This is a genomic window from Streptomyces sp. HSS9-12, from assembly GCF_054963655.1.
In genome coordinates, this window is sequence record NZ_JBUEGC010000032.1 from 63,147 (window position 1) to 83,326 (window position 20,180).

The 20,180-nt window shown below is 70.6% G+C and carries 15 protein-coding genes; 4 read left to right on the forward strand and 11 right to left on the reverse strand.

The window, feature by feature from the left end; genetic code table 11:
- Positions 1–11 precede the first annotated feature (11 nt).
- Together ACY34J_RS18415 and ACY34J_RS18420 are read right to left on the reverse strand one after the other, a co-directional pair.
- Positions 12–3,008 carry an SNF2-related protein gene (locus ACY34J_RS18415; RefSeq protein WP_462724893.1) on the reverse strand — a complete coding sequence of 999 codons (2,997 nt, stop codon included), beginning with the start codon at positions 3,006–3,008 and terminating at the stop codon, positions 12–14.
- A 200-nt stretch (positions 3,009–3,208) separates the two neighbouring features.
- Positions 3,209–4,531 carry a serine/threonine-protein kinase gene (locus tag ACY34J_RS18420; RefSeq protein WP_462724749.1) on the reverse strand — a complete coding sequence of 441 codons (1,323 nt, stop codon included), beginning with the start codon at positions 4,529–4,531 and terminating at the stop codon, positions 3,209–3,211.
- 145 nt (positions 4,532–4,676) lie between these two features.
- Here ACY34J_RS18420 and ACY34J_RS18425 point away from each other — a divergent pair, with 145 nt between their 5' ends.
- The gene (locus ACY34J_RS18425; RefSeq protein ID WP_462724748.1) at positions 4,677–4,886 is read left to right on the forward strand and encodes a hypothetical protein; all 210 of its coding nucleotides are present in this window, start codon (positions 4,677–4,679) and stop codon (positions 4,884–4,886) included.
- 22 nt (positions 4,887–4,908) lie between these two features.
- Here the strand turns inward: ACY34J_RS18425 and ACY34J_RS18430 are convergent, their stop codons facing one another.
- The 5 genes from ACY34J_RS18430 to ACY34J_RS18450 all read right to left on the reverse strand — a co-directional run bounded on the left by ACY34J_RS18430 (position 4,909) and on the right by ACY34J_RS18450 (position 9,514).
- Positions 4,909–5,352 (reverse strand): PfkB family carbohydrate kinase, encoded by a 444-nt coding sequence (locus ACY34J_RS18430; protein ID WP_462724747.1) that lies wholly within the window; start codon positions 5,350–5,352, stop codon positions 4,909–4,911.
- Positions 5,349–6,290: a pseudouridine-5'-phosphate glycosidase gene (locus ACY34J_RS18435; protein WP_462724746.1), complete on the reverse strand. Its 942-nt coding sequence runs from the start codon at positions 6,288–6,290 to the stop codon at positions 5,349–5,351. Before ACY34J_RS18435 ends, ACY34J_RS18430 begins: the two co-directional genes overlap by 4 nt.
- 140 nt (positions 6,291–6,430) lie before the next feature.
- The gene (locus ACY34J_RS18440; RefSeq protein ID WP_462724892.1) at positions 6,431–7,717 is read right to left on the reverse strand and encodes an MFS transporter; all 1,287 of its coding nucleotides are present in this window, start codon (positions 7,715–7,717) and stop codon (positions 6,431–6,433) included.
- A gap of 179 nt (positions 7,718–7,896) precedes the next feature.
- The gene (locus ACY34J_RS18445) at positions 7,897–8,430 is read right to left on the reverse strand and encodes a methylated-DNA--[protein]-cysteine S-methyltransferase (RefSeq protein WP_462724745.1); all 534 of its coding nucleotides are present in this window, start codon (positions 8,428–8,430) and stop codon (positions 7,897–7,899) included.
- A gap of 178 nt (positions 8,431–8,608) precedes the next feature.
- Positions 8,609–9,514 carry a glycerophosphodiester phosphodiesterase gene (locus tag ACY34J_RS18450; protein ID WP_462724744.1) on the reverse strand — a complete coding sequence of 302 codons (906 nt, stop codon included), beginning with the start codon at positions 9,512–9,514 and terminating at the stop codon, positions 8,609–8,611.
- Between the two features lie 424 nt (positions 9,515–9,938).
- Between ACY34J_RS18450 and uvrB the strand changes: the two genes are divergently transcribed.
- Entirely contained in the window at positions 9,939–12,062 is a 2,124-nt protein-coding gene (gene uvrB / locus ACY34J_RS18455) for an excinuclease ABC subunit UvrB (RefSeq protein WP_462724743.1), read from the forward strand.
- Positions 12,063–12,197: 135 nt separating this feature from the next.
- Entirely contained in the window at positions 12,198–12,779 is a 582-nt protein-coding gene (locus ACY34J_RS18460) for a TerD family protein (protein WP_462724742.1), read from the forward strand.
- A gap of 243 nt (positions 12,780–13,022) precedes the next feature.
- Here ACY34J_RS18460 and ACY34J_RS18465 read toward each other — a convergent pair whose 3' ends face one another.
- The 4 genes from ACY34J_RS18465 to ACY34J_RS18480 all read right to left on the reverse strand — a co-directional run bounded on the left by ACY34J_RS18465 (position 13,023) and on the right by ACY34J_RS18480 (position 16,971).
- The gene (locus ACY34J_RS18465; protein ID WP_462724891.1) at positions 13,023–14,318 is read right to left on the reverse strand and encodes an MFS transporter; all 1,296 of its coding nucleotides are present in this window, start codon (positions 14,316–14,318) and stop codon (positions 13,023–13,025) included.
- Positions 14,319–14,477: 159 nt separating this feature from the next.
- Positions 14,478–15,536 (reverse strand): S66 family peptidase, encoded by a 1,059-nt coding sequence (locus ACY34J_RS18470; protein WP_462724741.1) that lies wholly within the window; start codon positions 15,534–15,536, stop codon positions 14,478–14,480.
- Between the two features lie 42 nt (positions 15,537–15,578).
- Positions 15,579–16,235, reverse strand: a complete 657-nt coding sequence (locus ACY34J_RS18475; RefSeq protein ID WP_462724740.1) for an MBL fold metallo-hydrolase — start codon at positions 16,233–16,235, stop codon at positions 15,579–15,581.
- Positions 16,236–16,239: 4 nt separating this feature from the next.
- On the reverse strand, positions 16,240–16,971 hold the full coding sequence (locus ACY34J_RS18480; RefSeq protein WP_462724739.1) for a maleylpyruvate isomerase family mycothiol-dependent enzyme: 732 nt from the start codon (positions 16,969–16,971) through the stop codon (positions 16,240–16,242).
- 179 nt (positions 16,972–17,150) lie between these two features.
- Between ACY34J_RS18480 and uvrA the strand changes: the two genes are divergently transcribed.
- A partial coding sequence (gene uvrA, locus ACY34J_RS18485; protein ID WP_462724738.1) for an excinuclease ABC subunit UvrA occupies positions 17,151–20,180 on the forward strand: 3,030 nt, incomplete at its 3' end.

The following is a 20,180-nucleotide window of genomic DNA, read 5'->3' on the forward strand; positions in this document are numbered from 1 at the left end:
GGGCGGCGCGGTCAGGCGGTGGCGGCGGGGGCGTCGACGGTGCCGCTCGCGGCGCCCGCGGCGCCTTCCGCGCCGGTGATGGGTGCGGCGTTCGCGGCGTCGAGGACGGCGAGGACGCGGAGCATGGGGCGGCCGGTGGTGAGGAGTGAGTCGGCGAGGTCCGCGAGGTGGCCGGCGGTCTCGTCGATGCCGCGCCGCGCCCTGCCCGTACGAGCGGTACGGCCGGTGGCGCCGCTGCCCGCCGGGCTGCCGGGGCCGGTGAGCTGGAGCTGACGCCAGTCGCCGAGGCGCAGCTTGTACTGCTCGATGGGGTCGCGCAGCGCCTGGTCCCAGCTCTTGCTGTGCTCGGTCAGGAACCGCTCGGCCTCGGCGAGCGCGTCCGGGATGAGGGCGGCCAGGCGGGGGAGGTCGTGCGCGGCGCGAGGGTTGGCCATCTCGGGGCCGATACCGGCGCGGCGGAGGACGCCGACCATGTCATCGGTGACCTGTGGGCCGGTGCCGCCCTGCCCGAGGCCGGTGACGGTCATCCATGTGACGACGGTGGGGCGGCCCAGGGCGTTGGAGTAGATGCCCTGGACGAGGAAGACCGGCTCGGCGACGTCGGCCGTGACGACCGGGGCCTGCTGGCGGCCGAGGCGGACCAGCACCTTGTCGGTCAGCCACTCGACAACCGGGTGGAGGTCGGTGAGCAGGGAGATGTCCGGCCAGCTGGACGTACTGGACTCGCGGGCGCGCTGGAGGCTGCGGTCGGCGAGCTTGCGGTTGAGGGTGACCTTCAGGCGGTCGGCGAGGCCCTGTTCGCGGCGGTAGTCCGGGGGGAGGGCCTTGAAGCGGTGGACCAGGTCGGCCGGGGGCTTGAAGGAGAGCAGGCCGGTGGCGGGGTCGCGGCTCAGGTCGAGGTCGCGGACCGGGTCGGCGTAGACCTCGCGCAGGGCCTCGTCGATGAACTCGCGGGTGCCGGTGAACAGGCGGGGCACGTCGGCCGGCGGCGGAGGGTCGTACGCGCCGCCGTTCCCGTCGCCGCCTGGCGGCTCGGCGCCGACGGAGCCGAAGAAGTCGGCAAGGAAGTCGGTCGTGGCGTCCGACTCCGCCTGCTGTGCGGAGTGGTCCAGGGACTCGTCGACCGTACGGCCGCTCAGCAGATCCTGGATGAGGGAGCGCTCCTCGGCCTCGGCCCGGTACAGCCCGGACACCGCCTCGGCCGTGCCGAGGCTGCGGTGGGCCTCGTCCTCGCGCTCCAGCAGGCGTTCGGCGACGGTGCGGTCGTCCTTCGCGCCGGGGACGGCGGAGGTGAGGATCAGGGCGCGGAACTGCGGCTGGTGCGCCTGCCCGTAGCGGTCGATGCGGCCGTTGCGCTGCTCGATGCGGATCAGCGACCACGGCACGTCGTAGTGGATCAGCTGGTGGCACTGGCGGTGGAGGTTGACGCCCTCGGAGGCGACATCCCCGGTGAAGAGGATACGGACGGGGGTGTCGGCGAGACCGAAGTCCTCCACGCACTGCATCTGCTGCTCGTCGGAGAGTCCGCCGTGCATCACGCGGGCGGCTTCCTGGGCGGCCTTGCCCTTGAAACCGAGCGCCGCCGGGACCTTCTCCCGCAGCCATTCGAGCGTCTGGACGCGCTCGGAGAAGACGACGACACGCTTCTCGCTGCCCGGGCCGACGCCGATGGTCCTCAACTGGCCGATCAGAGCCTGGAACTTCGCGGAGCCGGACTCGGACATGCCTGCGGCCAGCTCCCGGAGCCGCCCCAGCGCGGCGGTCTCCGCGGCCACCTTCTCGACGGCGGAGGGGTAACCGTCCTTGGCGGCCTGGGTGGCAAGGGTCTTGATGCGCGTGTCCACGGTGGAGGCGAGCGCGACATGAGAGGAGAGGAACGACTTGAGCAGGGTGTAGGGGAACAGGCGGCTGCCGCTCACCGAGGTCGCGCCTGGCTTCCCGCTGGGCAGCCAGTGCTGGGCCAGCTCCTCGAAGATCCTCTCCTCGGCCGGGGTCGCCGGGCAGTGCACCGACTCCGACGGGCCGCGGTCCGCCCACTGGCCGCGCATCTGGTCGCGGACCTCGGGGCTCACCTTCGTACGGCGGATGAACAGGTGCTCGATGTCCTTGGCCTCGTAGCGCTCCGGGTCGGCGATGGCCGCCGGGTCGAGGAGGGCGATCAGCTCGGCGAAGGAGCGGGCGTCGCCGTTGTGCGGGGTGGCGCTGGCCAGGAGGAGCGCGTCGGTACGCGGGGCGAGGAGCTGGGCGAGCTGGTTGCGCAGGCTGCCGCGGTTGATGAGGTTGTGGGACTCGTCGATGACGACCGCGTCCCAGGTGATGCGTTCGAGGTGGTGCTTGTACTGGTCGGTGTTCTTGAGGGTGTCGATGGAGACGATGACGCGCTTGAAGTAGGTGAACGGGTTGCGGCCGGCGGGGATCTCGCGCTGCACCTTCTCGATTCCGGCTGAGTCCAGGCGGATCAGCGGGATCGCGAACCGCGTCCACAACTCGTGCTGGAACTGCTCCAGGACGTGCTGCGGGGTGACGACGAGGATGCGATCGCCACGGCTGCGGCGGATCAACTCGGCCAGTATCAGGCCGATTTCAAGGGTCTTCCCGAGGCCGACGACATCGGCGATCAGCAGGCGGGGGCGGAGGTTGCGCAGGGACAGCGCGAGCTGCGCGGGCCGCTGCTGGTAGGGGAGAGCGTCGAGGAGGAAGCTGTCGGCGAGGGCCAGGCCCTTTTCGGACTGGGGGAGCGGGGTCTTGCGGAGCACGGCCTCCAGGAAGAGGCGGCTGCGGCGGAAGTTCGGGGAGTCGTCGGCGATCAGCTCAGTGCGCCGGGGGTCCATCAACTGGACCGGCTCGAGGCCGGTGAAGAACACCGCCTCCTGGTCGCGTACGAACTCCGAGACACCGACGGCCTCGATGCGGTCTCCATCGTGTGCGGTGCGCGTGACGTTTCTGACGAGCCACTCCTCGTCGCGTACGACGATCTGGGCGCCGGGCGGGAACTGGGTCTGCTCCATGCGCTGGGCTGCGCTGCGTACGTGGGTCGCGCTGCGTACGTCCTGCTCGACGGTCACCCGCGGTTCCTCCTGTTGGCGCTGCGGTCTGCGGGCCTTCATCGCTCAGGTGGGGGCAGCGCGAGTCCGGCGAATCGGGGTGAGCCGGTCACCCCTGATGGATCTTCTGTACGGCCTCTTGTGACGTCAAGAGGCGGGCCGGGCTAGAACGGCGCCTTCTGGGCGTAGGCTTCGCGCAGCTGCGCCGCGATCCGGCGGGCGGCGGCGGAGCGAACGGCGGGCCGACTGCCTGGGAGCCGTGAGGCTTTGACATCCTCCGCGGGCTTTGGCCCGCTGTGCTCATCGCGTTGTACGGACGTTTCCGACGGCGAGGCCGATCTCTCCGCCACGGGTGAGAGCACCGTGGGGATGCTGTCGGCTCGTGGGGTGGGGGCGTGCGTCGTCGTATCGACGCCGGTCTCGGTTGCGGGCAGCCGGTGGGTGAGGTCGGGGGACGTCGGCATCGGCACGGTTGCGGTGAGGCGCTCACGGGCATCCGCGTCGGCCGAGGGCGAGTCCGTACCCGCCGCGGGCATCGGCAGCGTTGCGTTCACCGCGACGGTCGTGGCCTCGGGAGTTACGACCGGCGGGAGCCGCGGATCCGGACCGGTGGGCGCGGTGAGTGTGGTCAGACGTCGTCTGGCCTGGGCGACGGTGCACCCCTGTGTCTCGATGATGGCGCGGCAAGCGCGGATCACGTCCTCCATCGACGGCCGGTCCTTGGGCGCGTGGGCCAGCATCGAGGAGAGAAGCGGAACGAACTGCTCGGGCGCTCCGGACAGATCGGGCTGCTGAGACGGGTCGACGATCCGGTGGAACAGCACCTGCACATGGTCGGCCCGGTACGGGTAGTGCTCGGTGAGTGCGAGCAGCAGGACCGCGCCCAGGGCGTAGACGTCCACGGCCGGGGTGAGGGGCTTCTCCCCGTTCGCCTGCTCAGGGGCCATGCAGGCAGGTGTGCCGACCACGACGTTCGGCGCGGTCAACGACGCGTTGGACTCGGTGAAGGCCGCCAGCCCGAAGTCGATGATTTTGGGACCGTTCGGGCCGAGCAGGATGTTGGCGGGCTTGAGGTCGCGATGCAGCAGACCCTGTCTGTGCACGCTGCCCAGCGCCTCGGCGAGAGTCGCGCCGAGGGAGGCGGCGAGCAGAGCGGACAGGGGGCCGTGGTCGGCGATATGACGGCGCAGGTCCGGGCCTTCCACGTACTCGGTGGCGAGCCAGGGGCGCTCCGCCTCGGGGTCGGCGTCGAGGAAGGCGGCGATGCGGGGTCCCCACACGGTCTTGAGGACCTCGATCTCCTGGGCGAAGCGTTGGCGGGTCTCGGAGTCCACCACCGAAGGCTTGATCACTTTCACCGCGGCGGGCTCACCACCGGGGGATTCGCCGAGGAAGACCTGGCCCATGCCGCCGGAGCCGATCCGCCCGAGGAGGGTGAAGCCACCCAGCGAGACCGGGTCGTCCGGGCTCAGCGGTGTCGCGCTCACGCAGGGCCTCCCCATCGCTGCTATCGGCCGGTACGTGCCGATCGCAACGGTAGTCCACGGGAGTGGCAGGACGCTCCGGGGTCAGGGCTTTCACCCGGAATGCCGCGGTGTCGCGGACGAAAGATGTCCTCTGATCGCCTCGCAGGTGACCAAACGCACCGGCCCTGGCACCTCGTACGCGTCGGCCGGAGTACTGCCCACCGGCGGACTCGCCTGGGTGGTCTGCCAGGGGCCGGGGAGCAGGGTCGGTACGACGTCGGTGTGGGACAAGCTGGACGACAGCCGCCGGGTGTCCGACTTCTACGTCGCCAACCCCGGCAACACCACCTTCAGCGGCCCCGCGCCCCGGTGCTGAGCGGCTTCGGCGGAGCTCCGGTTCAAGGCCGGGCCGGCGGGCGGCCGCCTGGGTGGGTGACCGATTGGGCTGCTGTACGGCAGGCGGACGTGGCGGCCGATGACGGGTCGGCGCCCGAGAGGCGGGCCGCCAGGAAGGCGCCGGTGAAGGCGTCGCCCGCGCCGGTGGCATCCACCAGGGCGATGACGACGGCGGTCGGCGCCTCACAATCGACGCACAGGTGCGGTTGCAAGCCGGCGCGGATGAGGGCTTCCCGGTGCCAGCCGGCGGCGTCACCGCCCACGCGCGCCAGCAGCCGTACGTCCGCGGCGCCCGCATGGGCAGCCCAGCAGGCCACGTTGGCGCCCGCCCCGCCCGGCAGCATCGCGATGTCGACCGCTGTGTCGGTCGCCGGGGCCAGTGGCGTACGGTGCCGGGCCACGATGTCGGTGACGACATCGCCGACGACCAGCAGCCCGTCGCTCATGCCGACCAGGCCGCGGCGATCCGGGCGGCGAGGCCCACGTTGCCGCGGACCGCCGCCAGATTGGCCTCCAGCGAGGCGCCGCCGGTGTGGCGGACGAGGTAGTCGAGCAGGAACGGCGTGACGGCCTGGCCCGTGACGCCCTCGCGTTCGCACGCGGCCAGCGCCTCGGCGAGGACCCGGTCGTGGAGCACCGGGTCGAGCTGTTCCGCCTCGGGAACCGGGTTGGCCACGATGAGGGCCGAGTCCGGGCCACCCAGCGCATCCTGAGCGCGCATCACCGCCGCAACGTCGGCCGGAGTGCCCACCGTCCAGTCCAACGGCTCGCCGCTGCTGCTGAGGTAGAAACCGGGGAAGCGGCCCGTACCGAAGCCCAGTACGCCGACGCCGAGCGTCTCCAGCCGCTGCAGCGTGGCCGGCACGTCGAGGATCGACTTCACGCCCGCGCAGACCACGGTGATGCGGGTCCGGGCGAGCAGGCTCAGGTCGGCGGACTCGTCCTGCGTCGTCGTCCACTCCCGGTGCACCCCGCCGAGCCCGCCCGTGGCGAAGACCCGAATCCCGGCCCGGGCGGCCAGGAATGCCGTACCGGACACGGTGGTCGCACCGCTGGCGCCCGCGGCGAGGGCCGGGGCGAGGTCGCGGTGACCGAGCTTGCGGATGCCCTCCCCGCCGGCGACGCGCGCCAACCCGGCCTTGCCCAGGCCGATGTGCGCCCGGCCGTCCAGTACGGCGATGGTCGCGGGTACGGCGCCGACGGCCCGTACGATCGCCTCCAGCTCCTCCGCCACCTGAAGGTTGCGGGGCCGGGGCAGGCCGTGAGCGATGATCGTCGACTCCAGGGCGACCACCGGATGCCGCCGCTCCACCGCGTCCCGCACCTCGTCGGACAGCACCACCGGCGGCTCTGGTTGATCCGGCAGTCCAGGCGTCTGCGGCATCCTCTTCGCACCTCCCGGCTCGTAGGCCACGCTCGTCCCATCCCTGGCGTACCAGGCCCGGCCTCAAACCTCCTCGCCGTCTGCGGGAGCGAGACCGTAGACCTGGACCATGGACGAGACCCCGTGGAGGGCGTGTCACCTCAGCTGGTGGCCGAGCCGGTGGCGGGCGGCGAGCTCCGATCGCGGCGGGTGAGCAGGGCCAGCGCGGCCACCGGCAGCAGCAGGGCAGCCCCTGCCACATTCAGCCAGCCGTAGCTCGACTGCGCGACGACGAGCCCGGCCGCCGCGCCGCCCGCACCCGCCGCTGTGTTCATGCTCAGGTCCGACAGACCTTGTACGGCCGCGCGTGCGGCCTGCGGTACGGAATCGGTCAGCAGCGCCGAGCCGGACACCAGGCCCGCCGACCAGCCGAGCCCGAGGAGGAACAGCCCCGCCGCCGTCTGCCCGTGGCTCCCGCCCGCCGTGCCGGCCAGCAGGGCCGCGCACGACAGCAGCGCCACGGCCAGGGCGATGACCGTGAAGCGGCCGGCGCGGTCGCACAGCCAGCCCATCACCGGCGCGAACGCGTACATGCCCGCGATATGGCCGCTGATCACCAGACCGATCAGCTGGATGCCCGCACCATGATGGCTCAAGGACACCGGGGTCATCACCATGATCGCGACCATCGCGGTGTGCGAGGTGCTGACGGTGACCAGGGCCAATCGCGCCCGCGGGGACGCCGCGACGGCGGCCAGGCCCGCGCGCAGCGAGCGGCCCCCGCGCGCGTGGTCGTCGGACGGTTGGAGCCTGCGGGCCGTGAGCAGCGGGTCCGGGCGCAGGAGCGCGAGGACCAGCAGGGCGCAGAGCACGAACACGGCGGCCGCCCAGAGGAAGGGACCCGCGGCGGCCGGAACGCCCAGCCCGGACACACTGCGGCCCGCCGGGGCGGCGATGTTCGGGCCGAGGATCGCGCCAATGGTCGTTGCCCACACCACTGTGGAGATCGCCCGGCCACGCTGGTCCGCAGGCGCCAGGTCCGCGGCCGCGAAACGTGCCTGCAGGTTGGCGGACGAGCCGGCACCGAATGCCGCCATACCCAGCAGAAGCACCGGGAAGTTCCGGACGACGGAGCCGAGGACGACGAGGCCGGCGCCCACCGCGCCGATCACATAGGCCAGGGTCAGACCAGGGCGCCGGCCCCGGGCGCTCATCAGGGCGGCGAGCGGAACGGACAGGACGGCGGTACCGGCCACGGCTGCGGTCGGGGCCAGGCCGGAGACTGCCTCCGAGCCGCCGATCTGCTGGGCGAGGACGGAGGAGAGGGCGATGCCGATGGCCACTCCCAGGCCGCCGAGCACCTGACTGGCGATGAGTACGGCGGCGATACGGCGACGCAGGGCCGGCAGGTCGAGCGCGGCTGCTGCCGGCGGCAGGTCGGCGGGTATGTCGCCGGGTTCGCGCGAGCGCGCGGCGGAGGGCGGGTCGGAGGCATCGGGCACGGGCGGCAGTGTGCCAGCCCGGATACCGGTATGGCCATGTATCGGACGCCAATCGGTCTCCGGCGCGGTCGGAGGACAGACTCCGAGTACGGATCAGGGGTCGCAGGCGCGGTCCGTCCGTCTGGTCAGAAAAGCGGCTGCGGCAGTACGCCCTCGAGTGCCAGCAGAGCTCGCTTGGTCTCCAGGCCCCCGCCGAACCCGCCGATACCGCCGTCGCTCTCCACCACCCGGTGGCAGGGGACGACGACCGGCAGCGGATTGGACGCCATGGCCACGCCCACCGCCCGCGCGGCCCCCGGCTCACCGACCCGGTCGGCCAGGTCCTGGTAGCCGACGACCGTGCCGTACGGAACGCCGGTCGCCAGCTCGCGGAGCACCCGGCGGTTGAATCCGCTCGTCAGGGACCAGTCCAGCTCGAGCTGGAAGTCGCGGGAGGTACCGGCGAAGTAGGTGCGCAACTGGCGGACGGCCTCGGTGAGCACGGGGCTGTCCGTGTCCTCCGCCGGCTCGCTGCCGAGCCGGCCGGCCAGGCGCTGCAGCGCCCGGCGCGCCGTGCTCTCGTCGGCGTGGAAGACGACGTTGACCAGTCCCTGGCCGGTCGCCGCGAGCAGCAGCGGCCCGACGGGGGTGCCAGTCACGGTCCAGATCACTGCGCTCATTCACGCAGCGTAGTAGGCCTGGCGGTCACGCGCGCGCGGGACGGCGGTTGTGCCGGTGTGCGAGCACCAACCGCGGAGAGCCGACGGCCACGCGCGCGTGGACGGCGGCGGGTGCGGCCGCGCCCGGGAGATACGCGGCCGCACCGAGCGCCGTAATCCGTGGCCTTGTGCCGTCGGGCTACGACGCGGCGCCGACGAGGGCGTCCGAGAGTCTCCTCGTCGCCGGATCGCGGACGACGTCGGGGTTGTTGGAAATGATGCCGTCCACCCCGAGTCCCGCGAGCCAAGCTGCTGTGGGCCTGTCGTTCACCGTCCAGGTGTAGACCTCCAGCGGCCTGCCGTGAACGCCGTAGAGACGGTGCACAGCCTGGATGTACTGGGGCGTCACCGTCCGGTAGCTGGGGTTGATCTGGTCGGTGAATTTCGCGTACGCCGGCAGCTCAGCGACCGGGGGAGTGCCCAGGAACCCCGTCTTCACGGCCGAGTTGAGCTTGTGAACCATCCTCACGCAGTTCACGCTGAAGCTCTGGATGATCAGTCGCTGCGTGACGTGTTGATGGTTCAGCCAGCCCTTGCGCCACAGCAGGAACAGCGTCTGGGCCTCGATGGCCGGGTACCGCTCGGGCGACTTGAGCTCCATCAGGAGACTCTGGTGGTTGCGCTCGACCGCGCTGAGATACTCCTCCAGGGTCGGGACCCGCTGGCCCTTGTACCGCGGTGAGAACCAGCTGCCGGCGTCGAGCCTCTTGATCTCCTTCAGGGTGAAGTCGGAGATCCTCCAGGGGGCGCGGCCCGGGAAGACCTGCTCCACGTTCGTGGTACGCGCGAGAGTGGTGTCGTGCATCACGATCAGTGCGCCGTCCCTGGTGCGCTGGACGTCGTTCTCCACCCAGGTGATGCCGAGCTGACGGGCCTTGTCGACGGCCGCCAAGGTGTTCTCCGGCGCATAGGCGGAGGCGCCTCTGTGGGCGACGGGCACCGGATGATTCGGAGCGTCGACGGCGTGGGCCGTCGATACAGGGACGCACAGAGCCGAGAACCCCAGAAGTGCGCCGACTACGGCTGCGACCGAGCGTGTGTGCACGTGGACTCCTCGCGTCGTTCTTCGCTGATGCGCAACAGGCGGATGCGCAACAGAGAGTCGCAGCAGTGGCACGACCTGTGACAGGCGCTGAAGGGACAAAGGTTGAACGTGAACACGCATGGGGGAATGTGGGCTGTTCCATTTGCCGATAGTCGGCAGTGTGTTCCCGTGCGCGGTGGTCGGAGGCCCGGTGAGTCACGAGGGACGACCGGGCCGGCACGGTGGACGCCGACTCCACTGGGCGGGCCGGAACGGACTGCAGCCACGAGATGGAGCGGAGCCTCTCGGCCGGCGCCGCCGAGGCGGCCCCATGGCCGGTGTGAGGGGCTCTCCAAAGCCGGTATCAAGCCCATCCGCCCTGGTCAGGCGGCCCCCGACGGCGCTCGCTCCGCGGGTTGTCAGCGGCGAGTCGTACGGTGGAGCCATGCGGCCCGTAACCCAGATCGAACGCAAGGTGGCGCCCTTCGAGGTCGTCAGCCCCTATCAGCCCAGTGGCGACCAGCCCACGGCCATTGCCGACCTGGAGCGGCGGATCCGGGCGGGTGAGAAGGACGTGGTGCTTCTCGGCGCCACCGGCACCGGCAAGTCGGCGACCACCGCCTGGATGATCGAAAGGCTCCAGCGGCCGACGCTCGTCATGGCGCCGAACAAGACCCTCGCGGCCCAGCTCGCCAACGAGTTCCGCGAGCTGCTGCCGAACAACGCCGTCGAGTACTTCGTCTCGTACTACGACTACTACCAGCCCGAGGCGTACGTTCCGCAGTCGGACACCTACATCGAGAAGGACTCCTCCATCAACGAGGAGGTCGAGCGGCTGCGGCACTCGGCGACGAACGCGCTGCTCACCCGGCGTGATGTGGTGGTCGTCGCCTCCGTGTCCTGCATCTACGGCCTGGGTACGCCGCAGGAGTACGTCGACCGGATGGTGCAGCTCAAGGTCGGCGACGAGATCGACCGGGACGAGCTGCTGCGCCGCTTCGTGAACATCCAGTACGCGCGCAACGACATGGCCTTCACCCGTGGCACCTTCCGGGTGCGGGGCGACACGATCGAGATCTTCCCGGTCTACGAGGAGCTCGCCGTCCGGATCGAGATGTTCGGCGACGAGATCGAGTCGCTCATGACCCTCCACCCGCTCACCGGTGAGGTCATCAGCGAGGACGAGGAGCTCTACGTCTTCCCGGCCAGCCACTACGTCGCCGGGCCGGAGCGCATGGAGCGGGCCATCTCCGGCATCGAGGCCGAGCTGGAGCTGCGGCTCGCCGAGCTGGAGAAGCAGGGCAAGCTGCTGGAGGCGCAGCGGCTCCGCATGCGCACCACCTACGACATCGAGATGATGCGGCAGATCGGCACCTGCTCCGGCATCGAGAACTACTCGATGCACATCGACGGCCGTGCGCCCGGCTCCGCGCCCCACACCCTCATGGACTTCTTCCCTGAGGACTTCCTGCTGGTGATCGACGAGTCGCATGTCACGGTGCCGCAGATCGGCGCGATGTACGAGGGCGACGCTTCCCGCAAGCGGACGCTGGTCGAGCACGGCTTCCGGCTGCCGTCCGCCATGGACAACCGGCCGCTGAAGTGGGAGGAGTTCCTGAAGCGGATCGGCCAGACGGTCTACCTCTCCGCCACCCCCGGGCCGTACGAGCTCTCGCGCTCCGACGGCCACGTCGAGCAGATCATCCGGCCGACCGGCCTTGTCGACCCGGAGGTGGTCGTCAAGCCGACCGAGGGCCAGATCGACGACCTGGTGCACGAGATCCGCACGCGAGTGGAGCGGGACGAGCGGGTCCTGGTCACCACCCTCACCAAGAAGATGGCCGAGGACCTGACCGACTACTTCCTGGAGCTGGGCATCCAGGTCCGCTATCTGCACAGCGACGTCGACACGCTGCGGCGCGTGGAGCTGCTGCGCGAGCTGCGCTCCGGCGAGTTCGACGTCCTGGTCGGCATCAACCTGCTGCGTGAGGGCCTCGACCTGCCGGAGGTCTCGCTGGTGGCGATCCTCGACGCCGACAAGGAGGGCTTCCTGCGCTCCGGCACCTCGCTGATCCAGACCATCGGCCGCGCGGCGCGCAACGTCTCCGGCCAGGTCCATATGTACGCGGACAAGATGACCCCGGCGATGGAGAAGGCCATCGAGGAGACCAACCGCCGCCGGGCGAAGCAGATCGCGTACAACACGGAGCGCGGGATCGACCCGCAGCCGCTGCGCAAGAAGATCAACGACATCGTCGCCACCATCGCCCGCGAGGAGGTCGACACCGAGGAGCTGCTCGGCAGCGGCTACCGCAAGGCGAAGGAAGGCGGCAAGGTTCCGGTTCCGGCCATGGCGGGCAAGGGCGGCGGCCGTGGCGGAGCCGGCCGCAAGGACGGTGCTCTCACGGACCAGCCTGCGGCCGAACTCAGCGCGCTGATCGAGGAGATGACCGAGCGGATGCGGGCTGCCGCGGCGGAGCTGCAGTTCGAGGTCGCCGCGCGGCTGCGGGACGAGGTCGCGGAGCTGAAGAAGGAGCTCCGGCAGATGAAGGAGGCCGGTGTGTCCTGACCTGCGGCCGTGGTGTGTTGCAAGAGCGCCACAAAACGCCCCGCGGCCGTCGCCGCGTCCCCCTGTCGCTGCGTAGTGTTTCGTTCCAGACCGCTCATACAGGCGGTTGTCGGGGCGTTTGAGAGGGGACACCGCGTGAGCGTGAACTTGTCCAAGGGGCAGGGCATCAGTCTGCAGAAGTCCGACGGCGGCGTCCTGACCGCGGTGCGGATGGGCCTGGGCTGGCAGGCGGCCCCGCGCCGGGGGCTCTTCCGGCTGCGCGGGAAGGACATTGACCTCGATGCGTCGGCGGTGCTCTTCGCTGCCGAGAAGAAGCCGGTGGACGTGGTGTTCTTCCGTCACCTGGTGAGCGACGACGGCTCCGTCCGGCACACCGGTGACAACCTGGTCGGCGGCGCCGGCCGCGGTGACGACGACGAGGCGATCCTCGTCGATCTGCAGGGGGTGCCGCAGCACATCGAGCAGATCGTCTTCACCGTGAACTCCTTCACGGGGCAGACTTTCGCCCAGGTGGAGAACGCCTTCTGCCGCCTTGTCGACGAGACCAACGGCCAGGAGCTGGCCCGCTACACGCTCACAGGCGGCGGCGAGTACACCGCGCAGATCATGGCCAAGGTGCACCGGATGGGCACCGGCTGGCAGATGACCGCTGTCGGTGAGCCGGCCAACGGCCGTACATTCCAGGACCTGATGCCGTCGATCGCGCCGCACCTGTAAGTCCGTTTGCGGGAGTGAGCCGAAGGGCGCTCCCCCAGAGCTTCGCCTGGGCGGTGCCCCCATGCCGAAAGGGAGTGGGGGCACCTCCCAGCGGTGGCTGGGGGAGGGGCTGGGGTCCCCCAGCGGTATTCCCCCCTGGGCCTTGCGGCCCGGCTGGGGGGACCCCAGCGGTAGCTGGGGGAGTGCCCCAGGGGGAGCCCGGAGGCGAACCGAGCGCCAAAACGGGGCGCCGGCCGTCGGGGCTCAGGCGGGTGCGCCCTCGGCGGCCGCCGCCGCTTCCGCCCCGACGACGGGCCGGGTCTCCGGCAGCAGCGCGAAGCACCCCAGGCTCAGCAGAGCGATCCCCATCAGATAGGCGGCCACACCCCACGGCGTCCGCCCCGAGCCGCCGTCCGTCACCGCCGTCGCCACGATCGGCGTCAGCGCGCCACCGAGCACACCGGCCAGGTTGTAGCCGACAGCCGCACCCGTGCAGCGCACCTGCGGCTCGTACAGCTCGGGCAGATAGGCGGCGATCACGCCGAACATCGTGATGAAGGCCAGCAGGGCGCCGAGGAAGCCCAGGAACATCCACAGCGGTTCGCCTGTGCTCAGCAGAGCGATCATGGGGAACATCCACAGGGCCATCGCGGTGCAGCCGGCCAGACACAGCGGCCGCCGCCCGTACCGGTCGCCGAGCACTGCCGCGATCGGCGTGCACACGCCTTTGACCGACACCGCCGCCATGATGCAGGCGAGCATCACCGTCCGGCTCACACCCAGCCGCTCCGTGGCGTACGCCAGCGACCACGTGGTGACCGTGTAGAACACGGCGTAGCCGACCGCGAGGGCGCCCGCCGTCAGGAGCACCAGCCGCCAGTGCCCGCGGACCACCTCGACCAGCGGCACCCGGGCCCGTGCCCCGCCGGCCGCCAGCTCCTCGAACTGCGGGCTCTCCGCGAGCGAAGTACGTAGCAGCAGCCCGGCCAGAGCCAGCGCCCCGGCCGCCCAGAACGGCACCCGCCAGCCCCAGGAGCGGAACTGCGCATCGGTGAGCGCGGCGGACAGCGCCAGCATGATGCCGTTCGCGAGCAGGAAGCCCACCGAGGGCCCGATCTGCGGGAAACTCGCCCACAGCGCGCGCCGCCGCTCGGGCGCGTGCTCGGCCGTGAGCAGTACCGCACCGCCCCACTCACCACCCACTCCGAGCCCCTGGAGGAAGCGGAGGGCGAGCAGCAGGACGGGTGCGGCGACCCCGATCGTGCCGTACGTGGGCACGCAGCCGACGGCGACGGTCGCGATCCCCGTGAGCAGAAGCGAGGCCACGAGTACCGGCCGCCGCCCGTACCGGTCGCCGATGTGGCCGAAGACCACGGAGCCCAGCGGCCGCGCCACGAAGCCGACGCCGAAGGTGCCGAACGCGGCGAGCATCCCGGCCACCGGGGAGAATGTGGGGAAGAACAGCGGGCCCAGCACCAGGGCAGCCGCGGTGCCGTAGATGAAGAAGTCGTAGAACTCGATGGCCGTACCGACAAGGGATGCCGCGGCCAGGCGCGTCATCGAGGGGCGCCGCCGGCCGGTGGGGGTGTGATCATCCATGCCGCGCTCAACGAGCCCGCCGGCTGCCCGGTCACCGGGCGTGCGGCCGCGCTCCCCGGCGGCCCGGAAGCACTCCGAAGCACGCGGATGCGCAGGTGGGGCGCGTGCGGAACGCAGCGGTCAGTAGGTGACCATGATGCGCCGGGCCGGGCCGTCGACACGGATGGTACCGCCGTACGGGATCACCAACTGCGGGTCGGTGTGGCCGAGGTCGACGTCGAACACCGCCAACGTGTCGGGGGCGTACGCACCCAGCGCGCGCAGCACCGCCTCGCGCTGCTCCCGCACATACCGCGCCTTCTCCTCCGCGTCGTTCGGCCGGTTGAACGCCCACGCCTTGGCCCGCCCCATGAGCAGCGCGGGAAAGCGCCGAAGCAGGCCGCGCTCGCCCATGTTGCGCAGAATCCGGAAGACCTCCTGGGCGGTGGGCAGCTCCTCCGAGGTCTCCAGGAACAGCACGCAGCCGTCGTACGCGCTCTCGTCCGGCTGGATTTCGCGGCCGGCCATCAGCAGCCAGGACACGATCTCCAGATTGCCGCCCCAGCTGATGCCTTCGACGACCCGGTCGGGGTTGTGCCACAGCCAGCCGCTCGCCGGCTCCATCGCCGGCTCGGAGGCGAACGTCTCCGGATCCGCCCAGTCGCGGTCCTCGTCGCGGTACCGGTAGACGGGCGACAGGTCGTACGGACCGGACCGGAAGAGTGCGGCACGCAGCGAGTCGGCCGTCAGCGGGTGGATGGAGCCGGGGCGGCCGAGTTCCGTCATCACGCTCGCCCCGTGATAGCCGACGATGCCCGTGTTCCACAGGAACATCAGCAGATTGGTGTTGTCGCTGAAGCCGAAGAACGGCTTGGGGTTCGCGCGGATCAGCTCGCGGTCCAGCAGCGGCAGCACGGTGATCTGGTCGTCTCCGCCGATGCTCGCCATCACCGCCCGCACGGACGGGTCCTCGAACGCCCCATGGATGTCGTCCGCGCGCTCCCGCGGCGTCGACCCCATCGCGCGCGTGGTCGGGTATTCGACCGGCGTCAGGCCGAACTCCTTCTCCAGCCGCGCCAGTCCCAGCTCGAAGGGCATCGGCAGCAGCCCGGGCAGACCGGACGACGGTGACAGTACGGCGATCCGGTCACCGGGCCGCGGCTTCGGCGGGTACACGGGGATCACGGCGGGCGTCGGCATCTGCCGGAGCGTAGCCGCCCGCCACAGGCCGCGCGAGCTGGTTCACCAGCCGCGCTTGCGCCACTCCGGCAGGTGCGGCCGCTCCGCCCCGAGCGTGGTGTCGTCGCCGTGGCCCGGGTAGACCCAGGTCTCGTCCGGCAGTTGGTCGAAGAGCTTGGTCTCGACGTCGTGAATCAGAGTGGCGAAGGCTTCCGGGTCGTTGTGGGTGTTGCCGACGCCGCCCGGGAAGAGGCAGTCGCCGGTGAAGACGTGCGGATGCCCGTGCGGGTCGTCGTAGATCAGGGCGATGCTGCCCGGCGTGTGCCCGGCGAGGTGACGGGCCGTCAGCTCAATCCGGCCGAAGTGGATCGTGTCCCCGTCCTCGACCAGGACGTCCGTCGGGACCGGGATGCCGGGGGCGTCATAGCGGCCGGCGTAGGTGCGGGCGCCGGTCGCGCGCACGACCTGGCGCAGCGCCTGCCAGTGGTCGCCGTGCTGGTGGGTGGTGACGACCGCCGTGATGCCGCTGTCGCCGATGAAGTTCAGCAGGGTCCGCGGCTCGTTCGCCGCGTCGATCAGCAGCTGCACATCGGTGGCGCGGCAGCGCAGCAGATAGGAGTTGTTGTCCATCGGACCGACCGCGATTTTTGAGATGATCAGGTCCGGAAGCTCGTGAACGTCCGCAGGTCCGCCGACCTTGACTTCTCCGCTGTACACCATGGCGTCAGCCTAGCGGCGGCAGATCGGGCAGGGCAGAGCCAGGGGCATCGACGTCCGCGCCCTCCGTACGGCCGGTGAGCCAGCCGAGCAGCGCGGGCGCCGGGCCGCTGACGGCGACGGGCTCGCCGTCCGCCCGGCCGGTACGCCAGCTGCGGCCGTCGTCCGCGGTCACCAGCAGCGCGGGTACGTCGGCGCGGCCGGCGAAGCGCTCGCCTGCGACGTACTCCAGGTCGCGGTCGACGAACGCTGCCGGCAGGTCGCGGAGGGTGCAGCCGATGCCGAGGTCCACGTGGTGCAGCTCGATCTCGATGAGCCTGCGGAAGGGCACCCGCGCGGCGAGGTCGGTCACGCCGTTGCGCAGCTCGACCCGGCGCTCCCAGTGTTCGGGAGCGAGCGCGGCAGCGGCCTCGTCGAAGCGCGCGGCGCTGCTGCGGACGTCGTCGAGGTGGACGGCGAGGGTGCGGTCGGCATCCCGCTCGATGTCCGCGTCCCGGGACTCGTTGCTGGGATACATCGGGATGGGAGTGCCGGTACGGGCCGCGGTGAGGACGTTGACGAGCGCGTCGGCGTTGCGCGCCAGGTGGGCGAGGATGTGACCGCGGGTCCAGCCGGGGAGGCGGGAGGGCTCGCGGGCGGCCGCGTCGTCGAGCTTCGCGGCGGCGCCGAGTAGCCGGTCGGTCGCTTCGCGTACGGCAAAGAGGTCCGCTGCGTGATCCGTCGTGACGTGATCGGTCATGACTCGACGCTAGCGCCGCCACACGTTCGGGTGAAGCATGTCCATAGGCCCCGTAAATCGAATGTGCGTGCTATAGGCTCGGGAAAGGCATCACCAAGACATCGCTGTGGCGGCCCCCGTACCCTGGACGGCTGGGGGCCAGGCGCACCCCCGCTCTCTCAAGAAAGGTGCCGACCGGCGTGGCCGACCGTCTCATCGTCCGTGGCGCTCGCGAGCACAATCTCAAGAACGTCTCGCTCGACCTCCCCCGTGACTCCCTCATCGTCTTCACCGGGCTGTCGGGGTCGGGCAAGTCCTCCCTCGCGTTCGACACGATCTTCGCCGAGGGGCAGCGTCGCTATGTCGAGTCGCTTTCCTCCTACGCCCGACAGTTCCTGGGGCAGATGGACAAGCCCGATGTGGACTTCATCGAGGGCCTGTCCCCGGCGGTCTCCATCGACCAGAAGTCGACCTCGCGGAACCCGCGGTCCACGGTCGGCACGATCACGGAGGTCTACGACTACCTCCGGCTGCTCTTCGCGCGCATCGGCAAGCCGCACTGCCCGGAGTGCGGCCGGCCCATCTCGCGGCAGTCGCCGCAGGCCATCGTGGACAAGGTGCTCGAGCTGCCCGAGGGCAGTCGCTTCCAGGTGCTCTCGCCGCTGGTGCGCGAGCGCAAGGGAGAGTTCGCCGACCTCTTCGCCGACCTGCAGAGCAAGGGCTACAGCCGGGCCCGGGTCGACGGCCAGACCGTCCACCTCACCGAGCCCCCGAAGCTGAAGAAGCAGGAGAAGCACACCATCGAGGTGGTCGTCGACCGCCTCACCGTCAAGGAGAGCGCCAAGCGGCGGCTGACCGACTCGGTGGAGACCGCGCTCGGGCTCTCCGGCGGCATGGTGATCCTCGACTTCGTGGACCTCGACGAGGACGACCCGCAGCGCGAGCGGATGTTCTCCGAGCACCTCTACTGCCCCTACGACGACCTGTCCTTCGAGGAGCTGGAGCCGCGTTCCTTCTCCTTCAACTCGCCCTTCGGCGCCTGCCCGGAGTGCACCGGCATCGGTACGCGCATGGAGGTCGACCCCGAGCTGATCGTCCCGGACGAGGAGAAGTCCCTCGACGACGGCGCGATCACCCCCTGGTCGTACGGGCACACCAAGGACTACTTCTCGCGGCTGGTCGGCGCGCTCGCCGACGAGCTGGGCTTCCGTACGGACATCCCCTGGGCCGGGCTGCCGCAGCGGGCGAAGAAGGCCCTGCTGTACGGTCACCGGACGCAGATCGAGGTCCGCTACCGCAACCGCTACGGCCGCCAGCGCGCGTACACGACCTCCTTCGAGGGCGCGGTGCCCTACGTCAAGCGGCGGCACTCGGAGGCGGAGAGCGACAGCAGCCGGGAGCGCTTCGAGGGCTTCATGCGCGAGGTGCCCTGCCCCACCTGCAACGGGACCCGGCTCAAGCCGATCGTGCTCGCCGTCACCGTCGAGGGGAAGTCGATCGCGGAGGTCTCCGCGATGTCGATCAGCGACTGCGCCGAGTTCCTGCGGGGCCTGAAGCTGTCCGCCCGCGACAAGAAGATCGCCGAGCGGGTGCTGAAGGAAGTCAACGAGCGGCTGAGGTTCCTGATCGACGTCGGCCTCGACTACCTGTCGCTCAACCGCGCCGCCGGCACGCTGTCGGGCGGCGAGGCGCAGCGCATCCGGCTCGCCACCCAGATCGGCTCCGGCCTGGTCGGCGTGCTGTACGTCCTGGACGAGCCGTCGATCGGCCTGCACCAGCGGGACAACCACCGGCTGATCGAGACGCTGGTACGGCTCCGTGACCTCGGCAACACCCTGATCGTCGTCGAGCACGACGAGGACACCATCAAGACCGCGGACTGGGTCGTGGACATCGGGCCGGGCGCCGGTGAGCACGGCGGCAAGGTCGTGCACAGCGGTCCGCTGAAGGGGCTGCTGACCAACAAGGAGTCCATGACCGGGCACTACCTGTCCGGCAAGAAGGCCATCCCCCTTCCGAAGGCGCGCCGGCCCGTGGACGGCGAGCGGAAGCTCACCGTGCGCGGCGCCCGCGAGAACAACCTGCGGGACATCGACGTGTCCTTCCCGCTCGGGGTGTTCACGGCGGTGACCGGTGTCTCCGGTTCCGGGAAGTCCACGCTGGTCAACGACATCCTGTACACGCACCTGGCGCGGGAGCTGAACGCCGCCCGCACCGTGCCGGGGCGGCACACGCGCGTGGACGGCGACGACCTCGTCGACAAGGTCGTGCACGTGGACCAGTCGCCGATCGGCCGTACGCCGCGCTCCAACCCGGCCACGTACACCGGGGTGTTCGACCACATCCGCAGGCTCTTCGCCGAGACCATGGAGGCGAAGGTGCGCGGCTATCTGCCGGGCCGCTTCTCCTTCAACGTCAAGGGCGGCCGCTGCGAGAACTGCTCCGGCGACGGCACGATCAAGATCGAGATGAACTTCCTGCCGGACGTGTATGTGCCGTGCGAGGTGTGTCACGGCGCGCGCTACAACCGGGAGACCCTGGAGGTCCACTACAAGGGCAAGTCCATCGCCGAGGTGCTGGACATGCCGATCGAGGAGGCGCTGGACTTCTTCGAGGCGGTCCCGACGATCGCCCGGCATCTGCGGACGCTGACCGAGGTGGGGCTCGGATACGTACGGCTGGGGCAGCCGGCGCCGACGCTGTCCGGTGGCGAGGCCCAGCGCGTCAAGCTGGCGAGCGAGCTGCAGAAGCGCTCCACCGGCCGGACCGTCTATGTCCTGGACGAGCCCACCACCGGGCTGCACTTCGACGACATCAACAAGCTGATCAAGGTGCTCGAAGGCCTGGTGGACAAGGGCAACACGGTGATCGTCATCGAGCACAACCTCGATGTGATCAAGACGGCCGACTGGGTCGTGGACCTGGGGCCGGAGGGTGGCAGCGGCGGCGGCCTGGTCGTGGCCGAGGGCACCCCCGAGCAGGTGGCCGCCATCCCGGCCAGCCACACCGGCAAGTTCCTGCGGGAGATCCTGGGCGACCGCGTGAGCGACGGGATTCCGGCTCAGGCGGGGGAGCAGGCAGCCGTCGGCAAGGCTCCGGCGAAGAAGGCGGCCGCGAAGAACGCCACCCCCCGCAAAACGGCGGCGAAGACGGTCGCGGCGAAGAGCACCACCGGCAAGCGGACCGTCGGCGCCCGGACGACGAGTGCGGCCGGGAAGCCGCGCCGCGCC

Bases quoted from the DNA above. Each gene is read 5' to 3' on its own strand.
- ACY34J_RS18415 (WP_462724893.1), bottom strand. From the start codon at position 3,008: ATGGAGCAGACCCAGTTCCCGCCCGGCGCCCAGATCGTCGTACGCGAC.
- ACY34J_RS18445 (WP_462724745.1), bottom strand. From the start codon at position 8,430: ATGAGCGCAGTGATCTGGACCGTGACTGGCACCCCCGTCGGGCCGCTG.
- ACY34J_RS18480 (WP_462724739.1), bottom strand. From the start codon at position 16,971: ATGACCGATCACGTCACGACGGATCACGCAGCGGACCTCTTTGCCGTA.
- ACY34J_RS18470 (WP_462724741.1), bottom strand. From the start codon at position 15,536: ATGCCGACGCCCGCCGTGATCCCCGTGTACCCGCCGAAGCCGCGGCCC.
- ACY34J_RS18435 (WP_462724746.1), bottom strand. From the start codon at position 6,290: ATGCCGCAGACGCCTGGACTGCCGGATCAACCAGAGCCGCCGGTGGTG.
- ACY34J_RS18430 (WP_462724747.1), bottom strand. From the start codon at position 5,352: ATGAGCGACGGGCTGCTGGTCGTCGGCGATGTCGTCACCGACATCGTG.
- ACY34J_RS18465 (WP_462724891.1), bottom strand. From the start codon at position 14,318: ATGACGCGCCTGGCCGCGGCATCCCTTGTCGGTACGGCCATCGAGTTC.
- ACY34J_RS18475 (WP_462724740.1), bottom strand. From the start codon at position 16,235: ATGGTGTACAGCGGAGAAGTCAAGGTCGGCGGACCTGCGGACGTTCAC.
- uvrB (WP_462724743.1), top strand. From the start codon at position 9,939: ATGCGGCCCGTAACCCAGATCGAACGCAAGGTGGCGCCCTTCGAGGTC.